Here is a 19,705-nt window from a genome sequence, read left to right as displayed (position 1 = left end):
TTATGTAGTAGTTACAACCAACATTCGGAATGTATGTTGCGCTTCCGTTTTCCAAGTTCCAGAAAATCCTTTTGGCAATACAAAAAAATCATTACGATAAAAGATTTGTGCCTTTCCGTTTTTAGGAGTAATTGTCACAATTCCGTCTAATACGTGTATAAATTGTTCTTGTGTATTTTTTAGTATTTCTTTCGTTTCTGGCTTTTCTGTTACAGTTTTCATTGTCAATTCCACACCAGAAAATAACGTATGTTTTTGCGGTATTTCTCCAATTCCAGATAAGCGTTCTTCACCTAATAAAAAAGGTTTTGCAGGAGTTGAAACCGCTTCTTTTGGAGCTCTTTTATTTGAAATAACCGATAATTCTAAGTGATATTGATTTCCGCCATTGTTTGTCCAATTGCCCGAAAATCCTTTGGGAACACAAACATGATCTCCCGAAAGAAACGTTTGTTTTTCTCCGTTTTGCAACTCAATTTCGGCTTTTCCTTTTAGATAAAAAACATATTCATCAATTGAGAATTTATCTATAGTATTCGTTGCCGTTTCGCTAGATAAGATAAAAATACTGAGTTCAGAACCTTTGTAAATTCGTTTTTGAAAATACATTCTTTTCGGATGTGCTTTCAAGCGTACTTGCGGAATATCTAATCCTGATAAGTATCGTTCACTAATTTTAAAAGGTGTTACAATAGTACCTTTTGTAGATTGCTGTGCACTAACAAGTTGTACACAAAAAAACAAGATATATATGCAATATAGCTTACGCATTGTAGCCAAAACTCTTTTCAGGAACTTTTCCAACAACACCTTTATAAAAGTTATAAATATAAGCGAAGTCAGCTTTCATGTCGTCTGTTGGATAAAATAGCTTGTCAATTTTAATTTCCTTCTTTCCAAAATCGAACGCTACCAAAGCAATAGGAACTTTTGCTTCTTTGGCAATATAGTAAAATCCTGTGCGGAGTTCTTCTACAAATTTACGCGTTCCTTCGGGTGCTAGTGCAAGTCTAAATTCTTCTTTTCCTTCAAATACGGCTGCAATAGCTTGTACTTTATTTTGCCCAGGTGTTCTGTCAATTGGTGCGCCGCCTGTCCAACGAAAATACCACCCAAACGGAAAACGAAAAAGTGCTTTTTTAGCTACATAATTAATTTTAGTTTTCGTAATACTACGAAGCATTAAACCAACATAAAAATCGTGCCAACTAGTATGAGGAACAACTGCAATAATGTGCTTTTTCACTTCTTTGGAAAATGAACCTTTTATCTTCCAACCCATAAGTTTGAAGTAAATGAATTTGTATATCGCTCGCATCATTTGGGGAAACTTTTTTAATTATTATAGCTTTTTAATAGGTTTGTAAAGTTAGTGAAGTTTCAAGAATTGAACTATTTAATTAGGACTTAATCTGTATTTTAGATGAATTCCGTATTTACGCATTTAAACACCATAATTTTATATAATGAATACAATTTTTGAGAAACTGAATTCGTAATTGATCACAATTATAAATAGTTTTTTACATCATACTCGTTATATTTGTGACAAACCGATGATTTTATGAAGCAAAAAATACTTCTCTTTGTACCTTTATATTTTTTTTCAAAGCAGTTATAGCTACAAAACTGCTAGTGTTGACAATTTAGAAGTAAAGAAACGATACCTTATTGAATTGCACCGTGGCGGAAAGGAAATTGATGGCAAGTACATTTCACAAACGAATGATTCTGTCATGTTTACTGTGAATAAAACGGCTATTAATTTTCCTGTTAACGAGATTAAATCCATTAAACGAAAAAAAGCATCTACCTTTTTAATTTAGGAATAGCAACTGCGGTAGCATTAGGAACGATACTTTTGATTGATGCCACTAACAATGATAAAGGTGAAATTGACGCAATTCCGACACCAAATAATTAATTAGTTATAAAATATCTTCCCCAAATTATGTAACGTATTTGAAATAGCTGCTACATATAAAAAACATTTTCATTCATTACAAAACCAACTTTCTTTTATGAGAAAACAAGTTATTACCATTTTATTTTTGTGCGTTAGCATAGTTACTTTTGCACAAATCAACTTTGAAAAAGGCTATTATATTGACAATTCAGGAGCAAAAATTGATTGTTATATTAAAAACGTTGATTGGAAAAACAATCCGACCGAATTTCAGTATAAACTCTCTGAAAATGGAGAAAAGCAAACTACAACTATTAAAAAAGTACAGGCTTTTGAAATATACAATGCTGCCAAATACGAGCGATTTACGGTAGCTATTGATGTTTCCTATCAAAACTTAAATGACTTGGAAAGTTCCGATCAACCAAGATGGGAAACCCAACAACTTTTTTTAAAAACACTTATTGAAGGAGAAGCTTCTTTGTATTCATACATTAATGGAAATCTAAGAAAATATTTTATTAAAAGTAACAATGTAGATGTACAACAATTGGTGTATAAAAAATACATGGCTACAGAATCACGTATTGGAGAAAATAACCAATTTAGAAGACAATTATGGGATGCTCTTGATTGTGGAGATCTTAGAAAAAAGATTAAAAATGCAAACTACACCAAATCAAGCCTCATAAAGTTTTTCAAATTATACAATGATTGCAAAGGAACTGGTATTGTGAATTATGAAGCAAGAATTAAAAGAGATCGTTTCAATATATCTATAAAACCCGGAGTTAACTTTGCTTCAGCTGATGTAAAAAGTAATTTTGCTCCTAGTTATGAACTAAATTTTGAAGAGAAAACTGGTTTTCAATTTGGTGTAGAAGCTGAATTCATCTTAAATTTCAACAGAAATAAATGGGCTATTGTAATTGAACCAACTTATATTTCATATAGTGGCGAGCAAGAGTTTATTTATTTACAAACTACTTCTGCAACCAGAACTACCAATGCTATTATTGATTATTCTGGAGTTGAAATCCCGCTAGGAATACGTCATTACTCGTTTATTAATGATTCTTCTAAACTATTTTTCAACGCGCTTTACATGTTTAATATTACCTTAAATGATGAATTGTATGCCGAACAAAGAGAAATTTTAGATACAAAAATATCACCTAAAGGAAATCTTGCTTTTGGGATTGGTTATAAATATGACAATAAATATAGTGTCGAATTTAGATACAAGACACCAAGAGAATTACTTCCTAACAATCCATTTTTAACAACAAAAGATTACAGTAGTTTTGCTATTATTTTCGGATATACGTTGTTCTAAAAAATAAAATTACACAATAGCACAAAGAATATGTTTACTCACTCAAAAGGTGTGTTTACATATTCTTTGTTTTTTATAGCATTTGCAATGGCTAATTTTAGCTTATAAATAATTCTTTAATGAACAACCTAAAAATAGTATTCTGTAATTTTTTCTTCATTGTTTTTTTCTGTGTGATGATGGATGCACAACACGTGGTGAAAGTTCCTAATATTGATTTGATTGCTTACGACCATGAATCGTTTATGCTTTATGAGAAAGTTGGCGAAGATGCATTTAAGGCAGTTGACATAGATTTTAACAGTCATAAGCATGGTCGCCGTTCTAGTAAGATACATATTGATCGTGATGATTATACATATACACAAGCGGAAATTAACCGTGAATATGAAAAATTTGTTACTGTCAATCAATTGAAACCAAATGGTTTTAACGACTTAAAACATACGGAATGGGAAATTAAAGCAGAAGACATTGAAGAAGAGGAACATGCTATTTTAAAATTTTCTGACCAGAATTTTGCTACTTATTATGATCTAGAGGCAGTAGAAGAATACAGACATCCTGAACAGTCACAATGGGACGTTTTTTATGCTGTTTGGTATCAACCAGTTATTCTAGATTTTGGAAATGATAAACAAATCATTCTATTAAATGATGATAGTAATATCGATTTTACAATTATACCTATCAATAACAGACAGAATCCACTTGTACTATGTGAAGATGAAAAAATTCTAGAAATCATTCCTATTCAAAAAAATAAATATTTCATCACACAAAAAGATGAATTTTACGAGTTTTATTTTTCTCAACTCTATCAAAAAATAAAAGATGGAAATCAGTTTCGAATTTTTGATCATTACGGAAATGATCTTTTAGGAATCGCTTTTGACACCATCACAGACAACGAATATTACATTGTTGGAAAAAAAGATGATGAATATACTGTATATACGAGTTTGTTGAAAAAAATAGACATTCCGAATCTTAAAAAAGTGCATTTACACAATGATGAATTAGAAATATTGACAACTAATGGTCCTGCATATTATAATTATTTAGGAGAAAACTCAGGAACTACCCATGTTAAAAGTATAGTTTGCGGAACGGTAAACGACATTAAATACGAATTGCTTCACAATACTAATAATAGATACAATCATAGCATTAAAATAGCACATGGCGGATTGGCAAGAACGTATCATCAAACTAGAGAATTTGTATTTACGAATATTAAAAACAAAAGCAACGTTACTTTTTTAGACAATACAACACACAAGTACTGGGATGAAAATAAAGGAAGACAGTCAAAATATCCTGAATATATTAAAGTACAGACGAACAATTCGTATGGTTTATTTTCCTATGATTACGAAATGGATGACCAAAATTCTATTCGAGATACAATTACAAACGGAATTCAAAAAAAGATCATCCACAAAACACCCAAACTAATTAGCGCAAAGAAAGAACTCTCTATAAAATATGATGATATAAAAATTTACGAAAGCAGAATTCTTTTTTATAAAAATAATAAAATAGGAATTTTTCCGCATCACAAAAAACCAAGATATGAATTACTAGAAATAGATACTGGAATTTTCTTTAAAATCATCAAGAACGGAAAATCGGGTTGGTTGGATATTGTAACTATGGAGGAGTTCTTTTTTAATTGATGATTCTAAAAAACATCCTATTGTAAATTTTAATTCGTCATTGCGAACGTAGTGAAGCAATCTGTAACTAAGAGAATCTTATTTTTCTTTGAAACAGATTGCCACGAGTTTTGTAAAACTCTCGCAAAGACGTTTCATAGTAATTCTCGATACAAAATCTCTTTGAGATTAATGCCTACGCAGAAATGACAGAATTAATTCATAGTACTTCTCGATACAATTTTTTATCAAAAATCACTCGAAGTGACGTTTTGAAGATCAAATTAACGAATCAACAAAAAAACAAATCTAAAAGCAAAGCGCTTCTAAAATTCTAACAGGCGAAGCCGTTTCTGATAGCGAAACGATCTAAAAAAATCTTACATCTTCATATACATATTCTTCAATTTCTCACGCGTAATGATCTCTTGCCAGTTTTTACCCAATGCATTTTCCCATAAAGGAACTAACATCAGCGCAATATCAATCATTTTATCAAAATCCTTATCGGTCAAATCTTTACAAAGTCCTGTTGGAATGTCAATATCGTGCTTGCGAACCATTTTTTTGAATTCCGAAACACCTTGCGGATAAAATTCTTCTAAATGATTGAAAACGATACAATTTCCAATTCCATGTTTTGTTCCAAGTAGATACGAAAGTCCGTAACTCATGGCGTGTGCAACACCAACTTGCGAATAGGCAATACTCATTCCGCCGTGCCAAGAAGCCATCATTAATTTATCTTCAGAATCTTCATCGCGCACGTTTTTTTCTAGGAATACATTGCGACATAATTCAAGTGCTTTTTCGCCATAACTCTGGCTAAATGCATTCAAATACGTTCCTGTGAGCGATTCTATACAATGAATATAACAATCCATTCCCGTGTAAAACCATTGATTTTGCGGAACACCACGCGTTAATTCTGGATCTAAAACCACTTGATCAAAAGGTGTATAATCTGAATTAATTCCCAATTTCTTTTCTGGTCCAGTCAACACGGTTGTACGTGAAACTTCGGCACCAGTTCCTGAAATTGTCGGAATTCCGACATGATACACAGCTTCCGTACTTACCAAATCCCAACCTTGATAATCGGCTGCACTTCCTTCATTAGTCAACATAATTGCAACGGCTTTTGCCATATCAAGCAATGTTCCACCACCAATTCCGATAATTCCAGACGGATTTTCGGTAAAGCGTGATTTCAATTCTTCCACCAACGCATCAACTTGAGAAGTTTTGGGTTCTTCATTTGCCGAAACAAAAATAATTTGATCTAAAAAACGAAGTGGAATTCTATCTATCAACCACGGATTATTTTCAAAAACAGCATCTACCAAAAAGATAAACGGCGCTTTTGTATTGACACGCTTTGGTGTTAAAATTTCCTGTATCTGGTTAAAACTTCCTCTTCCGAAGATCACTCTGGGAACCATTGGAAAGTTTTTATACTGCATAGTTAGTTGGTTTAATGTTGTAAATATAAATATGTACGTTAACTTATTTTATGTTTTAGCAAATATTCTTGAAATTTTTCGGTAAACTGCCCAACATGATAGCCATCCATCAAGGCGTGATTTACTGAAACGGAAACGGTCAGCACTTTTTTACCGTTTACAGCTTCCATTTTACTAAAAGCAATTCTTGGAACCGATTCTTTTTTTCCGTGAAAAGGTTCTTTATGTCCTGTAAAACGTACCCAAGGTAATGCCGAAACATATACACAATCTTCTGTGTTTTTGGGCGGAAACAATTCGTCAGAATGTATAATTCGTTCTTTTTCTTTATCTAAATTCTGCTTGAATTTTTCAAAATCGACATCATAATCAATAAATGAAAATCCAAACGTATGATCTGGTCGCATAATCGTCGCTGACGCGTGAATAGCCTCATGTATCACCACTTCATTTTCGTTTTGTATTCGATACCGAAATGCTTCCACATCATTAATCGCTTTCATACAATCGTGCATATACACCGCAAAAAAACTAACTCCAGAAGCTTTTGCAAATTCGTACGCTTTGGTGACGTCCATTGGCGCGGCAACAGCAAAAAACGGATCTTGAAACGTATTAAAAAACTCAAAATGCTTTCTACGATTCCAGTTTTGTAAATCTAGCTTCTTCATTACAAATAGTTTAACACTTCTGTGATGTTTTTTACGACATCATATGCATCAGATTCTTCATTTGGAGAAACTGTTTCATGCAGCCAAGTCGTATGAAATGGTACATGAATCGCCTTTCCTCCTATGTTGATTATTGGCAATACATCCGATTTTAACGAGTTTCCTATCATTAAAAATTCGTTCACATCAATTTGAAGATGCTCCAATAAATCGCTGTAATTTTTTTCTTTTTTATCGCTCATCACTTCTACATGATGAAAATATTTGGTCAAGCCCGATTTTTCTAATTTTCGTTCTTGATCTAACAAATCGCCTTTGGTTAAGACTAATAATCTGTATTTTTTACTCAATTCTTCTAACACTTCTTCAATTCCATCAAGCAATTCAACTGGCATGGAAATCATTTGTTTTCCAATTTCTAGAATTTCAGAAAGTACTTTATTTGAAATTTTTCCATTAGAAAGTTCAATGGCGCTTTCCACCATCGACAATACAAAACCTTTAATTCCGTATCCGTACGTTGCAAGGTTTTTCATCTCCATTTTAAACAACTCCTGATCAATTGTATTTTCGGTTTCGTAAGCAGATAATAGTTTTGCAAACTTGTGTTCGGCGTCTCTAAAATAGGTTTCGTTTACCCAAAGTGTGTCATCTGCATCAAAAGCAATGACTTTTACAGTAGTGTATTTCATTATTTCCACACTTTTTTTGCGCGTTCCAAATCTTCTGGCGTGTCAATTTCAACACCTTCTACATTCGTTGTAACCATTTTTATTTTTTTGCCGAATTCTAAATAGCGAATGCATTCTATTTTTTCAGTGGCTTCTAACATTTGCATTGGCAAAGCTGCAAAATCTAACAAGGCTTGTTTGCGAAACGCGTAAATTCCCTTGTGTTTATAGTATTTAGCACCTGCATTTTTATCTCGTGGAAACGGAATTGGCGAACGCGAAAAGTACAAAGCAAAATCACGCTGATCTACAATTACTTTTACCGTATTCGGATTGTTAATTTCGTCCCAATCTGTAATTTCAACCATCAATGAAGCCAAATCAATTTCCTTTTCGGGATCTTCATAAAACACATTAATTACCTTTTCTAAACTGGCTTTTTCGGTAAAAGGCTCGTCTCCTTGCACGTTAATTACAATGTCTGCTGTTACATTTTGAACGGCTTCTGCAATACGATCGCTTCCAGATTCGTGTTCCTTTTGACTCATAATGACGTTTCCACCATTTTTTTGCACTTCTTCTTTAATAATTTCACTATCTGTTACCACAAATACTTCTTCAAAAAGACCTGTAGCTACGGTGGCTTCATACGTTCGGGTAATTACAGTTTTTCCGTGTAAATCTTGCATAAGCTTTCCGGGAAATCGAGAAGCTGCATATCGTGCGGGAATCATGGCTATTATTTTCAAAAGGAAGAAATTTTAAGGTGTTATGAACGAAGTATGTAAAAGAAATCAATCACATAATCCGGGTTAAAAATACAATTATTTTAAATTATGTTTTATTGAAGACACAGATTATTTAGAAAATAAACTACTTTTTGTTCACTTTTTACAATTGCACTTCTATGGAAGTTCCTATTTTGGCAATCAGTTGCGTTCCTACATCTTTTGGAATTCGTATAGAATTGATAATTCTTTTTTCATCAAAATTTAGCTGTCCTTTTTTATCAATGCGCTCTTTCATATTGCTTACGCTGAGATAAAACTCTTTGCCGTGTGTTCTTTTTTTGTTGTGATATAAAGTAAAAATTGCATGTGATTTTTGCTGATCATTTAGCGCTGGTCCCATTGCCAATAATGGTTCGTAGTTTTTAGCTTCTAACTGTTTTTTTAGTATTTCGTTATCAAAAATGAACTCAAAAGGACCAATTTTAGTTGTATCTGCCCAATTATCATCTTCTTCCAAATACGGATCGTTTGCTTTTGTAAATGCAAAAAATATCGGTGTTCCAATAAAGGCAATTGCTTCTATACCCCATACGGTGGTTAGCAATCTCCCAGAAAGGTATGCATTAGCGTTTCTTCCAATTCCCCAAGTTCCTTGCTCGTTAATTTTCCAAATTACATCCCAAAGTGCTTCGGGACTTTCTAAAAGTTCTAAATGGGTAATATCAATATAAGGAGAAGCATTTAAGTGATAATATACCCAAATGATCCAACTAAAGTATAAGCCTGCAATTCCGATGATCAATCCAAAAAGAATTGCCACCAATTGGTTTCGTACTTTTCCTAATCCGACAACAAAATTTGCTGCAAAACCTAATCCGAAGGCAATTCCAATAACACAACCAACATTCAAATACACAATAGGAATGTATAAAACTGCATACGTGTAAACTACCGTTAAAATAGGTGCTGCAATGAGAATTGCAAGTAATAGATATAGAAAACTTTTGGAATTTGTTTTCCCTGATGGTTTGTAATATTGGGTATGCATTGGTTTTTGGTTTTAAATATTTTGCATCACAACTGCCCACAATGTGACAGATTTTGAATTTTAAAAATAGGAAAAATTAAAGTATCGGTTTACTTTTTTAAAAAATCACAACTGCAAACTATTTTGTTACGAAATGAAGAAATCGTCCGAAAAACCAATGAGATATAGCTTTTCTTGCGCACGTGTCATTGCCGTATATAGCCAACGCATGTATTCTTTTCCAACACCATTTGGCAAGTATGGTTGCTCAATAAAAACCGTTTTCCATTGTCCACCTTGCGATTTGTGACACGTTATGGCATAACTAAATTTTACTTGTAATGCGTTGAAGTATTTGTTGCCTTTTACTTTTAAAAATTTCTTGTATTTGGACGTTTCATCTGCGTAATCGTTCATAACTTCTTGGTACAATCGATTTCCGTCTTCATATGATAATGCAGGTGTTTCGGCGTGAATGGTATCTAAAAGCAATACGGTTTCTAGTGGTTTCTGATTTGGATAATCGACCATGCGCATTTTTACTTCTGCAAAGCGAAATCCGTACAATTCTTTAATCGAAAAAATTTCTAAAACTTCTACAATATCACCGTTTGCAATAAATCCTGCTTCGGAAGTTGGTGGCAACCAAAAGTAATTATTCTTAACAATCATTAGATAATCACCAGAAGATAACTCGTTCTCGTTAAACAAGATACGACTGCGTATTTGCTGATTGTATATATTGGCTCTTTTGTTGGAACGAACAATAATTGCCATTTCTTCTTTTCCTTCGTCAGAATACGCATCACCAATGGCATCTTGAATTTCGTAGCCATCAATTAAGCGTACAATATCTGGAAAGTCGTTTAGTTGAAATTTATATTCGGCATAAAATTGATCGTGCAATTGTTCTCGCAAATTTGTTGCATTGACTAAAATTCCCGAATCGGAATCTTGTCGCACAACTTCGTCTAATTCAATGAGTGTTACGTTTTTATCGTAATTCAATTCCAACGTACGTTCATCTAGCGCTGGGCTAATATCTAATTTTACAGGCGGTAATTGTGCTGTATCTCCGATTAAAATCAATTTACACTTGTGTCCAGCGTATACGTACGACATTAAATCATCTAGCAAAGAGCCATTTTCAAACAGTTTAGAGTCACTTGGCGAATCGGGAATCATAGATGCTTCATCCACAATAAAAAGTGTATCACGATGCTTGTTTGGCTGCAATACAAAGCTTACGCCACCGCCTTTATCTTTCTTAGGAAAGTATATTTTTCGGTGAATGGTGTGTGCTTCTCGTTTGGAATAATTGCTAATTACTTTTGCCGCACGTCCTGTTGGAGCTAATAAAACAGACTTTTTTTTGGTGTGCCACAAGTGTGAAACCAACGTACCAATAGTTGTCGTTTTTCCTGTTCCGGCATATCCTTTTAAGAGAAATAGTGCATCTGGATCATCGCCATAAATAAACTCGCAAAGTTTGTGTAAAACTACATCTTGCTTGAAAGTAACTTCGTGTGGAAATTTACTTTTCAATAATTTGTAAAATGTAGTTGCATCCATAAGTATTGAAGTTATTGTATTTTCTCAGAATCTCAACAGCGAAAATAGAAAAGTAAATCGATTGATTCCCTATCAATTGCTTTTTTATAAATATAACATGCTTTTTTTAGGCAAATACTTTTACCATTAAAAAAAAATTGTAGATTTGCGTATATTGATGTTCTTAAAACAAAACTATTCATAATAGAGATGAAACACGTAAAACAAAAATTCAATTTAGCCTTATTATTCGTAATCACTTTCTTACTCGTGCCAGCATTGGCATTGGCTCAAGATAAAGATGTGATAGAACCAGGTTCGTTCGCAACGTATAAAACACCAATTATTTTAGTTGTAGCTCTTATTGTTGCAATTGGTCTTTTATTTTTAATTGAGAAGATGATACCTAGAAAGTTAAGACCCATTTTTTCAATTGTATTTTTGGCCGCTTCTGCGTTTTTTGGATATCAAATTTATGTATCCATTATGACGCCTGTAAATTTTAAGAAGGAAAAAATAAAGCGTTATACTGCCGTTATTGAGAATTTGAAAGATATTAGAGATGCACAAGCAGCACACAAAACGATCAAAGGAAATTACGCTCGTAACTTTAAGGACTTAGAAAATTTTATAGAAACTGCTGAATTTGCAATTCTTGAGAAAAGAGATTCTAGTTATGTATATTTCGATAAAACATATAAAATTGACAAGCAGAGAGATACTGTAATTATTGATACTCTTGATTTTAAACCTGTGAGAGATTCACTTTTCAAAAAATCAGATCGTTATAAGAAAATGAAGTATGTACCGTATGCGGAAAGCAAAACAGAAACTTTTAAAATGGAAGTAAGTTCTGTTACTGTTAATAAGTACAACGCGCCTGTTTTTAGAGTTTCTGCACCAAAAACTATTATATTACACGATTTAGATAAAGATTTATTAAGACAAGAAACAAGAGTTATTTCTGTTGATGAGATTGATGGATCTGATGTTCATGTTGGATCTTTAGATAAAGTAAGTGATAGCGGAAACTGGCCAACAAGCTATGAAATTGCAAGCAAGAAAAAATAACATAGATCAAACAAATTATAAAAGATTGTCCATTCAGGTTTCACTGAATGGATTTTCTTTTTGTATCCTACATACAATTGACAATGAAATTATAGCATTGCGCCATTTTCAGTTTGAAGAAGTGACGAATCCGCTACAGCTAGAAAAAGAAATTGTCGCTATTTTTGAGCAAGAAGCTTTATTACTCAATCAACCATTTGAAACGGTTACTGTAAGTCACATTAATACGCTTTCTACTTTTGTACCAAAGCCTTTGTTTTCTGATAAAAACTTAGCAGATTACTTAAAATATAATAATAAAATTTTATCAAATGATTATATGACGTTTGATGTCATTGCCAATAATGACATGGTAAATGTATATATTCCGTATGTGAATATTAATAATCTATTTTTTGAAAAATATGGCGCGTTTCATTACAAACATTTTGCCACTATATTAGTAGAAAATATATTTCAATTGGCTACAACAAGTGAAGAAGCCGTGCTATATGTACACATTCAAAAAGAACATTTCCAAATTGTAGTTATTGAACAAAAGAAGCTATTGTTTTACAATTCTTTTGAATATACTTCTTCCGAAGATTTTATTTATTACTTATTGTTTACGGTTGAACAATTAAAATTGAATACCAATACGCTACAATTGTACTTTTTGGGCACTATTGATAAAAGTGATGTTTTATATTCAGTTACGTATATGTATATTCGTCATATAAACTTTTTGAATAAAGCGTACAATTTCGATTTTCATTCAACGGTAGAAACACCGAAAAGTCACCACGATTTCACTTTGCTAACAAATTTTTAGATGCGAATTATTTCAGGAAAACATAAAGGAAGACGATTGCAAGCGCCAAAGAAATTACCTGTGCGCCCAACAACGGATTTAGCAAAAGAATCGCTTTTCAATATTTTGAATAATCATTATTATTTCCATGAAATTAGTGTCTTAGAGCTGTTTTCAGGCACTGGAAATATTAGTTATGAATTTGCTTCGCGTGGCACCGAAAATATCACTGCAGTAGATGGCGATTATGGGTGTGTGAGTTATATAAAAAAGACAGCCGCTTTATTAGCACTTGATATTACAGCGATTAAAAGTGATGTGTATAAGTTTTTAGACAAAACGCATTTGAAGTCAGATATCATCTTTGCAGATCCGCCGTATGCATTTACGGAAGTACAGTTTGAAAAAATTGCAGCTCTCGTTTTTGACAGAGATTTACTTTTAGAAGATGGTTTCTTAATCATAGAACACGCCAAAGAAACCAAACTAGCACATGTTGCAAACTTTAGTTTCTCAAAAAGCTATGGCAGCTCTATATTTAGCTTCTTTGAACTTCCTAAATCTTCTACAGAAGAAGAATAGTGTTTTTCAATTTCGAATTATAAATTCAGAAACCTTCACTCACAAAAAAACCGTCGCAAAATAACTTTTACAACGGTTTTATATTTTGATTCAGATCAATGCTGAATTTCTAATTTTTTATTCGAGAGTACGCAATGCAGCCATTTTAATCGCAGCTACAGCGGCTTCTACACCTTTATTTCCATGTTTTCCACCAGAACGGTCAATTGCTTGTTGCAACGTATTATCTGTCAATACACAAAAAATAACAGGAATATCCGATTGTACATTCAAATCTTTAATTCCTTGTGCGGTCGCACTACATACAAAGTCAAAATGTTTCGTTTCTCCTTGTATCACACTTCCAATAGCAATAATTGCGTCTACTTGTTGTGTTTTTTGCATATGCTTTGCTCCGTATACTAATTCGTAGCTTCCAGGAACATTCCAACGGATAATATTGTCTTCCGTTACTCCATTCACTTTCAAAGCTGAAATAGCGCCTTCACAAAGTCCTTCTGTTATATTCTCATTCCACTCAGAAACAACAATCCCAAATCGAAAATTTTTCGCATTTGGGATTGTAGCTTTATCATAAGTCGATAAATTTTTATTTACTGTAGCCATAAATTAGTTATTCAAGGCTTCTGCTTTTCCTATGTAAACGTCTAGCATTTTACCATCAACAGTATTTTTAAAAGAAGCATATTCGTCTTCAATTCTATTAAAATACTCTAATGCTTTTGCTGGTTGTGGAGTTTCTAAACTCAATGCTGTAATTCCTGCTTTTAACAAGTAAATAGGAGTTGTAGCATCATTTTTACTGTGCTTAAATGCTTTTTCATAGTATTCTAACGCAGTATCCATTTGTTCTAACTGAACAAAGGCATCACCAATTGCACCTTTTGCTTTTGCACCAATAATAATATCATCTGATGAAAATTCTTGTAAGTGCGCAATCGCTTTTTTATAGTTTCTAAGGTTCAACTGTGCAATTCCTGCACTGTAGTTCGCTAGATTTGCAGCATTAGTTCCTCCATATTCAGAAATAATTTTCAAATATCCGAACTTTCCTTCTGCTCCTTCTAATGATAATTTATATAAAGAATCTCTAGTAGCCAATCCACTTGCCATATTTTCGTTCAAGTTGATGTTTGTTGCTTGATCAAAATATGCATTTGCTTGATACACTTCATTAGATGCTTCTACCTCGTTTGGAGCAGCAATTAACTTTGTATAAATTAAATATCCTAAAAGTACTACGGCAATCGCACCTATACCAATAAAGATATACTTTTGATTTCCGGCTACCCATTCTTCCGTTTTGGACGCAGTCTCATCTAAAGTGTTAAAAACTTCTGCTGTTGTACTATCAATTTCTTCAGCAGAAACATCTTTTTCTTTCTCTACTTTAGTTTTTACTTTATATCCTCTTTTCTTGTAAGTTGCCATAATTGTATATTAATGTGCGCAAAAATAAAATTTTTAAGTAGAATTAAAAGCTTATTTATTTGATATTTTTCAATAATTTGCATTTTTATTGTAATGACGCCCTATTTTTCATGTTTCTAAAGAAATTATCATTGATCAATTATAAGAATTTTGAAACGAATTCTTTTGACTTTAACCAAAAAATAAATTGTCTTGTCGGAAATAACGGTGTTGGAAAAACCAATGTCCTTGACGCCATTTATCATTTATCTTTTGGAAAAAGCTATTTTAATCCTGTTGCTTCACAAAATATTAAGCACGGAGAAGATTTTTTTGTGATCGATGGAATGTATGAAAAAGCCGAAAGAGACGAAAATATTATCTGTTCGCTAAAAAGAGGACAGAAGAAAATGGTAAAGCGCAACGGGAAACCGTACGACAAACTTTCTGAACATATTGGTTTTTTACCACTTGTCATTATTTCTCCTGCTGATCGCGATTTAATTATTGAAGGAAGCGATACACGCAGAAAGTTTATGGATAGCGTAATTTCACAATCAGATAAACGTTATTTACAAAACCTAATCAATTATAACAAAGTACTCTCGCAACGAAATTCATTATTGAAGTATTTTGCGCTGAATAGTACGTTTGACGCGGATACTTTAAGTATTTACAACGATCAATTACACGAGTTAGGTTCATTAATTTACGTGGAACGCAGAAAGTTTCTTGAAGCATTCTTGCCTATTTTTATGACGCGTTACAATGCAATCTCTAACGAAAAAGAAATTGTTAATATCAGCTATAAAAGTCAATTACATGAAAAAGATTTTCGATCTTTGTTGGAAGAAAGTCTAGCGAAAGACAGAGTGTTACAATATACAAGCGTAGGAATTCATAAAGACGATTTATTGTTTACCATTGAAACTTATCCAATCAAGAAATTTGGAAGTCAAGGACAGCAAAAATCATTTCTGATTGCTTTAAAATTGGCACAATTTGATTTTATTAAAAACTTAGCGAATATCACTCCTATTCTATTGTTAGATGATATTTTTGATAAGTTAGATGAGCAACGTGTTGCACAAATTATGTCTTTGGTAAATCATGATGATTTTGGACAAATTTTTATCAGTGACACACATGTAGAACGTACCGAAAGTATTGTAAAGGAAATTCATCAATCGTACGATATTTTTAAATTATAATTTATTTTGAAAAAAAGACACACCGAACACAGAACCATTAGCGAAGTATTGAAAGATTTTGTTTCCGAAAACCGATTGGAAGACGGATTGGACAAAATTGACGCGCGTGATGCTTGGCTCAAAGTAATGGGAAATGGTGTAAATACCTATACTACAAACGTACTTTTAAAAAACGACACACTATATGTTTCTTTATCTTCTGCGGTATTGCGTCAAGAATTAAGCTACGGGAAAGATAAAATCATCAAAAACCTAAATGAAAGTTTGGGCAAAGAATTGATTAAAACTTTGATTTTACGATAGTTTTTAGGCTGAACTAGATTTCTTTGAAACGTCATTACAAGGAAGTATGACGAAGTAATCTGTTCATTAAGAAAAGATTGCCAAAAGTTTTATCAAAACTTTCGCAAAGATGTTTCAAAGTACTTCTCGATACATTTTTTCTTCATTTCATTACAAAAAACTACTCGAAGTGACGTTTTGAGTTGTTTAAGAAGGCACGCGAAGCAATTCAAAAGCAAGCGATCCAAATTAATATGTCTATTTATTAATTTAAAAATGTATCAATAAAGTTTCAAACAGAAATTCAAATATTATATGAAACTGTCTAAAAGGCGAAGCCGATCTAACCATTTAACAGCGTCAGCGATCTAAAAACAAAAAAAGCCTCAACCAAACGATTGAAGCTTCTCTATATAAATTGTATATTTTCCTTAGAAAGTCTCTCTTCCTGAAAAGTGAAAAGCACCTTCAATAGCTGCATTTTCATCACTATCAGAACCGTGAACTGCATTTTCTCCAATAGAAGTTGCATATAAGTTTCTGATTGTTCCTTCTGCTGCTTCCGCAGGATTTGTAGCTCCAATTAACGTTCTAAAGTCGCTAACTGCATTTTCTTTTTCTAAAACTGCAGCAACAATTGGTCCTCTAGTCATAAATTCTACTAATTCTCCAAAGAAAGGTCTTTCGTTGTGTACTGCGTAAAATTCTTCAGCATCGCGTTTGCTTAACTGTGTTAATTTCATTGCAACGATTTTAAATCCTGAAGCAGCAATTTTTTCTAAAATAGCTCCGATGTGTCCATTCTCTACAGCATCAGGCTTAATCATGGTAAAAGTTCTTTTTCCAGCCATTATGTATATAATATTTGTTATAAATTCTTGTTTTGTAAAATCATATTTGATTTTCGGTGCAAAAGTACACAAATACAATTTATTTGCAAGGCTATTTTAGTATATTAGCCAGCTATGAAATAAGAAGGCCTTAAATATTGGCCATTTTTATAGTGTTTATATTGAATTACAGAATTGAAACGCATGAATAAAGCAGAAATACAAGGCGTAAAAACGCTGCTTGAAACACCAAAAGATATTGTCATAATTCCACATAAAAATCCAGATGGTGATGCTATTGGTTCTACGCTCGCGCTTTGGCATTACTTGAAAAAAGGGCAACACAAGGTTACTATTGTAGCTCCAAATGATTATCCTAGTTTTTTAAAATGGATGCCTGGAGAAGCCGAAATTGTAAAGTTTGATTACGAAAGAGATCATGCGAAAAAAATTCTGAAAGCCTCCAATGTTATCTTTACGTTAGATTTTAATGATTTGAGTAGAATTGGCGATATGGAAGCAACAGTTGCCGCTTGTGAAGCTACTTTTATTATGATTGATCACCACCAGCAGCCTTCAAATTATGCAAAATTCATGTATTCAAACACTACTATGAGTTCTACTTGTGAAATGGTGTATCATTTTATTACTTTTTTGGGTGATGAAGACATGATTAATGCCGAAATGGCAACCTGTATGTATACAGGAATTATGACCGATACAGGATCTTTTCGCTTTAAAGCAACTACAAGTACTACACACAGAATTATTGCTAATTTAATAGATAAAGGCGCAGAAAATGCAAGTATTCACAATGCAATATATGACACAAATAGCTTGAGTCGTTTGCAATTATTAGGATGTGCTTTGAAAAATTTAGTCGTGCTCGAAGCTTACAATACTGTATACATTACCGTAAGTAAAGAGGAATTAATACGGTATGATTTTAAGAAAGGTGACACAGAAGGTTTTGTAAATTATGGATTATCACTAAAAGGTATTAAATTTGCAGCAATTTTTATAGAAAACCTGCAAGAACCGTATGTAAAAATGTCATTGCGATCCAAAGGTGATTTTTCGGTAAACGAATTTGCACGCGCCCACTTTAATGGTGGCGGACATACAAACGCAGCAGGCGGAAGAAGTGAAGCTTCTATGGAAGGAACCGTAAAAAAGTTCACAGAGATTTTAACTGAATACAAATCAGTATTAAGCTAAATATATGTTCAAAAAAATAATTTTCTTAGGGATCATATTTATCAGTGTTATTTCGTGTGCTCAACAAGAAGCGCGAAAACCTGTGAATATTCGTTCAGGAACTTTTCTGAAAGCATCTGTAGAACGAAATAAAGCACTAATTGCAAAGGAAGAAGCTAATATTCAAGCATATATCAAACGTGATTCACTCAACACATATATTGCATCAAATAATGGTTTCTGGTATTTTTACAATACAAAAAATACGGAAGAAAGCTATCAAACAAAAAAAGGAGATACATTGACATATGAGTTCAATATTTCAAAAATGACGAATGGCGATGTTATTTACAAAAAAGAAGAACTTGGCACACAACAATATGTAGTAGACAAACAACAAATCATTCCTGGTTTACGTTTTGGTTTACAATTAATGAAAAAAGGAGAAACGATTACTTTTCTTTTCCCTTCACATATTGCTTATGGATATCACGGAGATAACAAACGTATTGGCACAAATGTTCCAATCAGATCAACAATAACATTACTCGACATAAAAAAAGACAATAAAAACCTAGAAACAGAAAATTAAAATGAAATTATTTACAACAACAATCACAATATGTCTTGCGATTATTACTTTAGGATTTACTTCTTGTAAAAACGAAGATAAAAAAACAACTACAGCAGATACAGCTGCTAACATGGAATCGACAACTCAAGAAGCCGATTTAAAATTAGATGATAAGAATGGTATTTTTGCTGAAATCAAAACCAACAAAGGTACTATGCTAGCTAAATTATTCTACAAAAGAGTACCGGTTACCGTAGCAAATTTTGTCGCTTTGGCGGAAGGAACACATCCAAAACTTTCTGATGAATTAAAAGGAAAACCATATTACAACGGTGTTTCTTTTCACAGAGTTATGGACAAATTTATGATTCAAGGTGGTGATCCAACAGCTACAGGAAGTGGAAATCCGGGATACCGTTTTACAAGTGAATTTGACAAAGATTTAAAACATGATAAGCCAGGTGTTTTATCAATGGCAAACTCAGGTGGAACTGGCACAAACGGAAGTCAATTCTTCATTACAGAAGTTCCTTATCCAAGTTTAGACCCGATGGATGCAAGTGGAAACCCAAAGCCTTGTAACAGACCACGAGTAAGCTGTCATGCTGTTTTTGGACAATTAATCAAAGGAATTGAAGTGCAAGATAGCATTTCAAATGTAGCAGTTGATCAAGTTAAAAAACCACTTGAAGATGTTATTATGTTAGAAGTAAACATTATTAGAGTTGGTGCAGAAGCAAAAGC

22 protein-coding genes are annotated in these 19,705 nt (G+C 32.9%); 11 read left to right on the top strand and 11 right to left on the bottom strand.

Translation table 11 applies throughout. The features are described 5' to 3' along the window. Both AB8B65_RS05680 and AB8B65_RS05675 read right to left on the bottom strand, forming a co-directional pair. Window positions 1–771 (bottom strand): cupin domain-containing protein, encoded by a 771-nt coding sequence (locus tag AB8B65_RS05680; RefSeq protein WP_405299891.1) that lies wholly within the window; start codon window positions 769–771, stop codon window positions 1–3. Then, entirely contained in the window at window positions 764–1,321 is a 558-nt protein-coding gene (locus AB8B65_RS05675) for a 1-acyl-sn-glycerol-3-phosphate acyltransferase (protein WP_405299890.1), read from the bottom strand. Before AB8B65_RS05675 ends, AB8B65_RS05680 begins: the two co-directional genes overlap by 8 nt. 265 nt (window positions 1,322–1,586) lie before the next feature. On the opposite strand from AB8B65_RS05675, the gene AB8B65_RS05670 reads away from it, so the two are divergent. From AB8B65_RS05670 to AB8B65_RS05660, 3 genes are all read left to right on the top strand, one after another. Further along, on the top strand, window positions 1,587–1,826 hold the full coding sequence (locus AB8B65_RS05670; protein WP_405299889.1) for a hypothetical protein: 240 nt from the start codon (window positions 1,587–1,589) through the stop codon (window positions 1,824–1,826). Between the two features lie 195 nt (window positions 1,827–2,021). After that, a complete protein-coding gene (locus AB8B65_RS05665) occupies window positions 2,022–3,242 on the top strand; it encodes a tRNA modification GTPase (protein WP_405299888.1) in 1,221 nt (406 codons plus the stop codon). A 119-nt stretch (window positions 3,243–3,361) separates the two neighbouring features. Continuing rightward, window positions 3,362–4,921, top strand: a complete 1,560-nt coding sequence (locus AB8B65_RS05660; RefSeq protein WP_405299887.1) for a hypothetical protein — start codon at window positions 3,362–3,364, stop codon at window positions 4,919–4,921. A gap of 359 nt (window positions 4,922–5,280) precedes the next feature. On the opposite strand, the gene AB8B65_RS05655 is transcribed toward AB8B65_RS05660, so the two are convergent. The 6 genes from AB8B65_RS05655 to AB8B65_RS05630 form a co-directional block, all read right to left on the bottom strand. Continuing rightward, the gene (locus AB8B65_RS05655) at window positions 5,281–6,363 is read right to left on the bottom strand and encodes an iron-containing alcohol dehydrogenase family protein (protein ID WP_405299886.1); all 1,083 of its coding nucleotides are present in this window, start codon (window positions 6,361–6,363) and stop codon (window positions 5,281–5,283) included. A 38-nt stretch (window positions 6,364–6,401) separates the two neighbouring features. Continuing rightward, entirely contained in the window at window positions 6,402–7,034 is a 633-nt protein-coding gene (locus AB8B65_RS05650) for a CatA-like O-acetyltransferase (protein ID WP_405299885.1), read from the bottom strand. Beyond that, entirely contained in the window at window positions 7,034–7,726 is a 693-nt protein-coding gene (locus AB8B65_RS05645) for an HAD family hydrolase (RefSeq protein WP_405299884.1), read from the bottom strand. Before AB8B65_RS05645 ends, AB8B65_RS05650 begins: the two co-directional genes overlap by 1 nt. Beyond that, window positions 7,726–8,439 carry a 3-deoxy-manno-octulosonate cytidylyltransferase gene (gene kdsB, locus AB8B65_RS05640; RefSeq protein ID WP_405299903.1) on the bottom strand — a complete coding sequence of 238 codons (714 nt, stop codon included), beginning with the start codon at window positions 8,437–8,439 and terminating at the stop codon, window positions 7,726–7,728. The genes AB8B65_RS05645 and kdsB overlap by 1 nt, the downstream gene beginning before the upstream one ends. Window positions 8,440–8,596: 157 nt before the next feature. Further along, on the bottom strand, window positions 8,597–9,484 hold the full coding sequence (locus tag AB8B65_RS05635) for a hypothetical protein (protein WP_405299883.1): 888 nt from the start codon (window positions 9,482–9,484) through the stop codon (window positions 8,597–8,599). 126 nt (window positions 9,485–9,610) lie between these two features. Next, window positions 9,611–11,035 (bottom strand): ATP-dependent RecD-like DNA helicase, encoded by a 1,425-nt coding sequence (locus AB8B65_RS05630; RefSeq protein ID WP_405299882.1) that lies wholly within the window; start codon window positions 11,033–11,035, stop codon window positions 9,611–9,613. 189 nt (window positions 11,036–11,224) lie between these two features. On the opposite strand from AB8B65_RS05630, the gene AB8B65_RS05625 reads away from it, so the two are divergent. The 3 genes from AB8B65_RS05625 to AB8B65_RS05615 are packed head-to-tail and all read left to right on the top strand — an operon-like array spanning window position 11,225 to window position 13,457. After that, a complete protein-coding gene (locus AB8B65_RS05625) occupies window positions 11,225–12,085 on the top strand; it encodes a hypothetical protein (RefSeq protein ID WP_405299881.1) in 861 nt (286 codons plus the stop codon). After that, the gene (locus tag AB8B65_RS05620; protein ID WP_405299880.1) at window positions 12,060–12,896 is read left to right on the top strand and encodes a DUF3822 family protein; all 837 of its coding nucleotides are present in this window, start codon (window positions 12,060–12,062) and stop codon (window positions 12,894–12,896) included. Before AB8B65_RS05625 ends, AB8B65_RS05620 begins: the two co-directional genes overlap by 26 nt. After that, the gene (locus AB8B65_RS05615; RefSeq protein ID WP_405299879.1) at window positions 12,897–13,457 is read left to right on the top strand and encodes an RsmD family RNA methyltransferase; all 561 of its coding nucleotides are present in this window, start codon (window positions 12,897–12,899) and stop codon (window positions 13,455–13,457) included. A gap of 117 nt (window positions 13,458–13,574) precedes the next feature. On the opposite strand, the gene ribH is transcribed toward AB8B65_RS05615, so the two are convergent. Further along, on the bottom strand, window positions 13,575–14,063 hold the full coding sequence (gene ribH / locus AB8B65_RS05610; protein WP_405299878.1) for a 6,7-dimethyl-8-ribityllumazine synthase: 489 nt from the start codon (window positions 14,061–14,063) through the stop codon (window positions 13,575–13,577). Window positions 14,064–14,066: 3 nt separating this feature from the next. Then, the gene (locus tag AB8B65_RS05605; protein ID WP_405299877.1) at window positions 14,067–14,888 is read right to left on the bottom strand and encodes a tetratricopeptide repeat protein; all 822 of its coding nucleotides are present in this window, start codon (window positions 14,886–14,888) and stop codon (window positions 14,067–14,069) included. 110 nt (window positions 14,889–14,998) lie between these two features. On the opposite strand from AB8B65_RS05605, the gene recF reads away from it, so the two are divergent. Both recF and AB8B65_RS05595 read left to right on the top strand, forming a co-directional pair. Continuing rightward, window positions 14,999–16,078, top strand: coding sequence for a DNA replication/repair protein RecF (recF, locus tag AB8B65_RS05600; protein ID WP_405299876.1), 1,080 nt, complete (start codon window positions 14,999–15,001; stop codon window positions 16,076–16,078). 6 nt (window positions 16,079–16,084) lie between these two features. Beyond that, window positions 16,085–16,381, top strand: coding sequence for a DUF721 domain-containing protein (locus tag AB8B65_RS05595; protein ID WP_405299875.1), 297 nt, complete (start codon window positions 16,085–16,087; stop codon window positions 16,379–16,381). 410 nt (window positions 16,382–16,791) lie between these two features. Here the strand turns inward: AB8B65_RS05595 and AB8B65_RS05590 are convergent, their stop codons facing one another. After that, window positions 16,792–17,211, bottom strand: a complete 420-nt coding sequence (locus AB8B65_RS05590; RefSeq protein WP_405299874.1) for a nucleoside-diphosphate kinase — start codon at window positions 17,209–17,211, stop codon at window positions 16,792–16,794. Window positions 17,212–17,394: 183 nt separating this feature from the next. On the opposite strand from AB8B65_RS05590, the gene AB8B65_RS05585 reads away from it, so the two are divergent. The 3 genes from AB8B65_RS05585 to AB8B65_RS05575 all read left to right on the top strand — a co-directional run. Then, window positions 17,395–18,408: a bifunctional oligoribonuclease/PAP phosphatase NrnA gene (locus tag AB8B65_RS05585; RefSeq protein ID WP_405299873.1), complete on the top strand. Its 1,014-nt coding sequence runs from the start codon at window positions 17,395–17,397 to the stop codon at window positions 18,406–18,408. A 4-nt stretch (window positions 18,409–18,412) separates the two neighbouring features. Then, window positions 18,413–18,979, top strand: a complete 567-nt coding sequence (gldI, locus tag AB8B65_RS05580) for a gliding motility-associated peptidyl-prolyl isomerase GldI (RefSeq protein WP_405299872.1) — start codon at window positions 18,413–18,415, stop codon at window positions 18,977–18,979. 1 nt (window position 18,980) lies between these two features. Continuing rightward, window positions 18,981–19,705: peptidylprolyl isomerase (locus tag AB8B65_RS05575; RefSeq protein ID WP_405299871.1), on the top strand; the 725-nt coding region annotated here is incomplete at its 3' end.

This window comes from Kordia sp. (genome assembly GCF_045105435.1).
In the GTDB taxonomy this organism is placed as follows: domain Bacteria; phylum Bacteroidota; class Bacteroidia; order Flavobacteriales; family Flavobacteriaceae; genus Kordia.
The sequence above is the reverse complement of the archived record's forward strand: the minus strand, read 5'-3'. Positions and strand labels throughout refer to the sequence as shown.

Excerpts from the sequence above, each read along its gene's own strand:
- AB8B65_RS05660 (WP_405299887.1), top strand. The coding sequence starts at position 3,362 with ATGAACAACCTAAAAATAGTATTCTGTAATTTTTTCTTCATTGTTTTT.
- AB8B65_RS05605 (WP_405299877.1), bottom strand. The coding sequence starts at position 14,888 with ATGGCAACTTACAAGAAAAGAGGATATAAAGTAAAAACTAAAGTAGAG.
- AB8B65_RS05630 (WP_405299882.1), bottom strand. The coding sequence starts at position 11,035 with ATGGATGCAACTACATTTTACAAATTATTGAAAAGTAAATTTCCACAC.
- AB8B65_RS05635 (WP_405299883.1), bottom strand. The coding sequence starts at position 9,484 with ATGCATACCCAATATTACAAACCATCAGGGAAAACAAATTCCAAAAGT.
- AB8B65_RS05585 (WP_405299873.1), top strand. The coding sequence starts at position 17,395 with ATGAATAAAGCAGAAATACAAGGCGTAAAAACGCTGCTTGAAACACCA.
- gldI (WP_405299872.1), top strand. The coding sequence starts at position 18,413 with ATGTTCAAAAAAATAATTTTCTTAGGGATCATATTTATCAGTGTTATT.
- AB8B65_RS05655 (WP_405299886.1), bottom strand. The coding sequence starts at position 6,363 with ATGCAGTATAAAAACTTTCCAATGGTTCCCAGAGTGATCTTCGGAAGA.
- AB8B65_RS05625 (WP_405299881.1), top strand. The coding sequence starts at position 11,225 with ATGAAACACGTAAAACAAAAATTCAATTTAGCCTTATTATTCGTAATC.
- AB8B65_RS05620 (WP_405299880.1), top strand. The coding sequence starts at position 12,060 with ATGAAATTGCAAGCAAGAAAAAATAACATAGATCAAACAAATTATAAA.
- recF (WP_405299876.1), top strand. The coding sequence starts at position 14,999 with ATGTTTCTAAAGAAATTATCATTGATCAATTATAAGAATTTTGAAACG.
- AB8B65_RS05590 (WP_405299874.1), bottom strand. The coding sequence starts at position 17,211 with ATGGCTGGAAAAAGAACTTTTACCATGATTAAGCCTGATGCTGTAGAG.
- AB8B65_RS05615 (WP_405299879.1), top strand. The coding sequence starts at position 12,897 with ATGCGAATTATTTCAGGAAAACATAAAGGAAGACGATTGCAAGCGCCA.
- AB8B65_RS05665 (WP_405299888.1), top strand. The coding sequence starts at position 2,022 with ATGAGAAAACAAGTTATTACCATTTTATTTTTGTGCGTTAGCATAGTT.
- AB8B65_RS05650 (WP_405299885.1), bottom strand. The coding sequence starts at position 7,034 with ATGAAGAAGCTAGATTTACAAAACTGGAATCGTAGAAAGCATTTTGAG.
- AB8B65_RS05675 (WP_405299890.1), bottom strand. The coding sequence starts at position 1,321 with ATGATGCGAGCGATATACAAATTCATTTACTTCAAACTTATGGGTTGG.
- AB8B65_RS05680 (WP_405299891.1), bottom strand. The coding sequence starts at position 771 with ATGCGTAAGCTATATTGCATATATATCTTGTTTTTTTGTGTACAACTT.
- kdsB (WP_405299903.1), bottom strand. The coding sequence starts at position 8,439 with ATGATTCCCGCACGATATGCAGCTTCTCGATTTCCCGGAAAGCTTATG.
- AB8B65_RS05645 (WP_405299884.1), bottom strand. The coding sequence starts at position 7,726 with ATGAAATACACTACTGTAAAAGTCATTGCTTTTGATGCAGATGACACA.
- ribH (WP_405299878.1), bottom strand. The coding sequence starts at position 14,063 with ATGGCTACAGTAAATAAAAATTTATCGACTTATGATAAAGCTACAATC.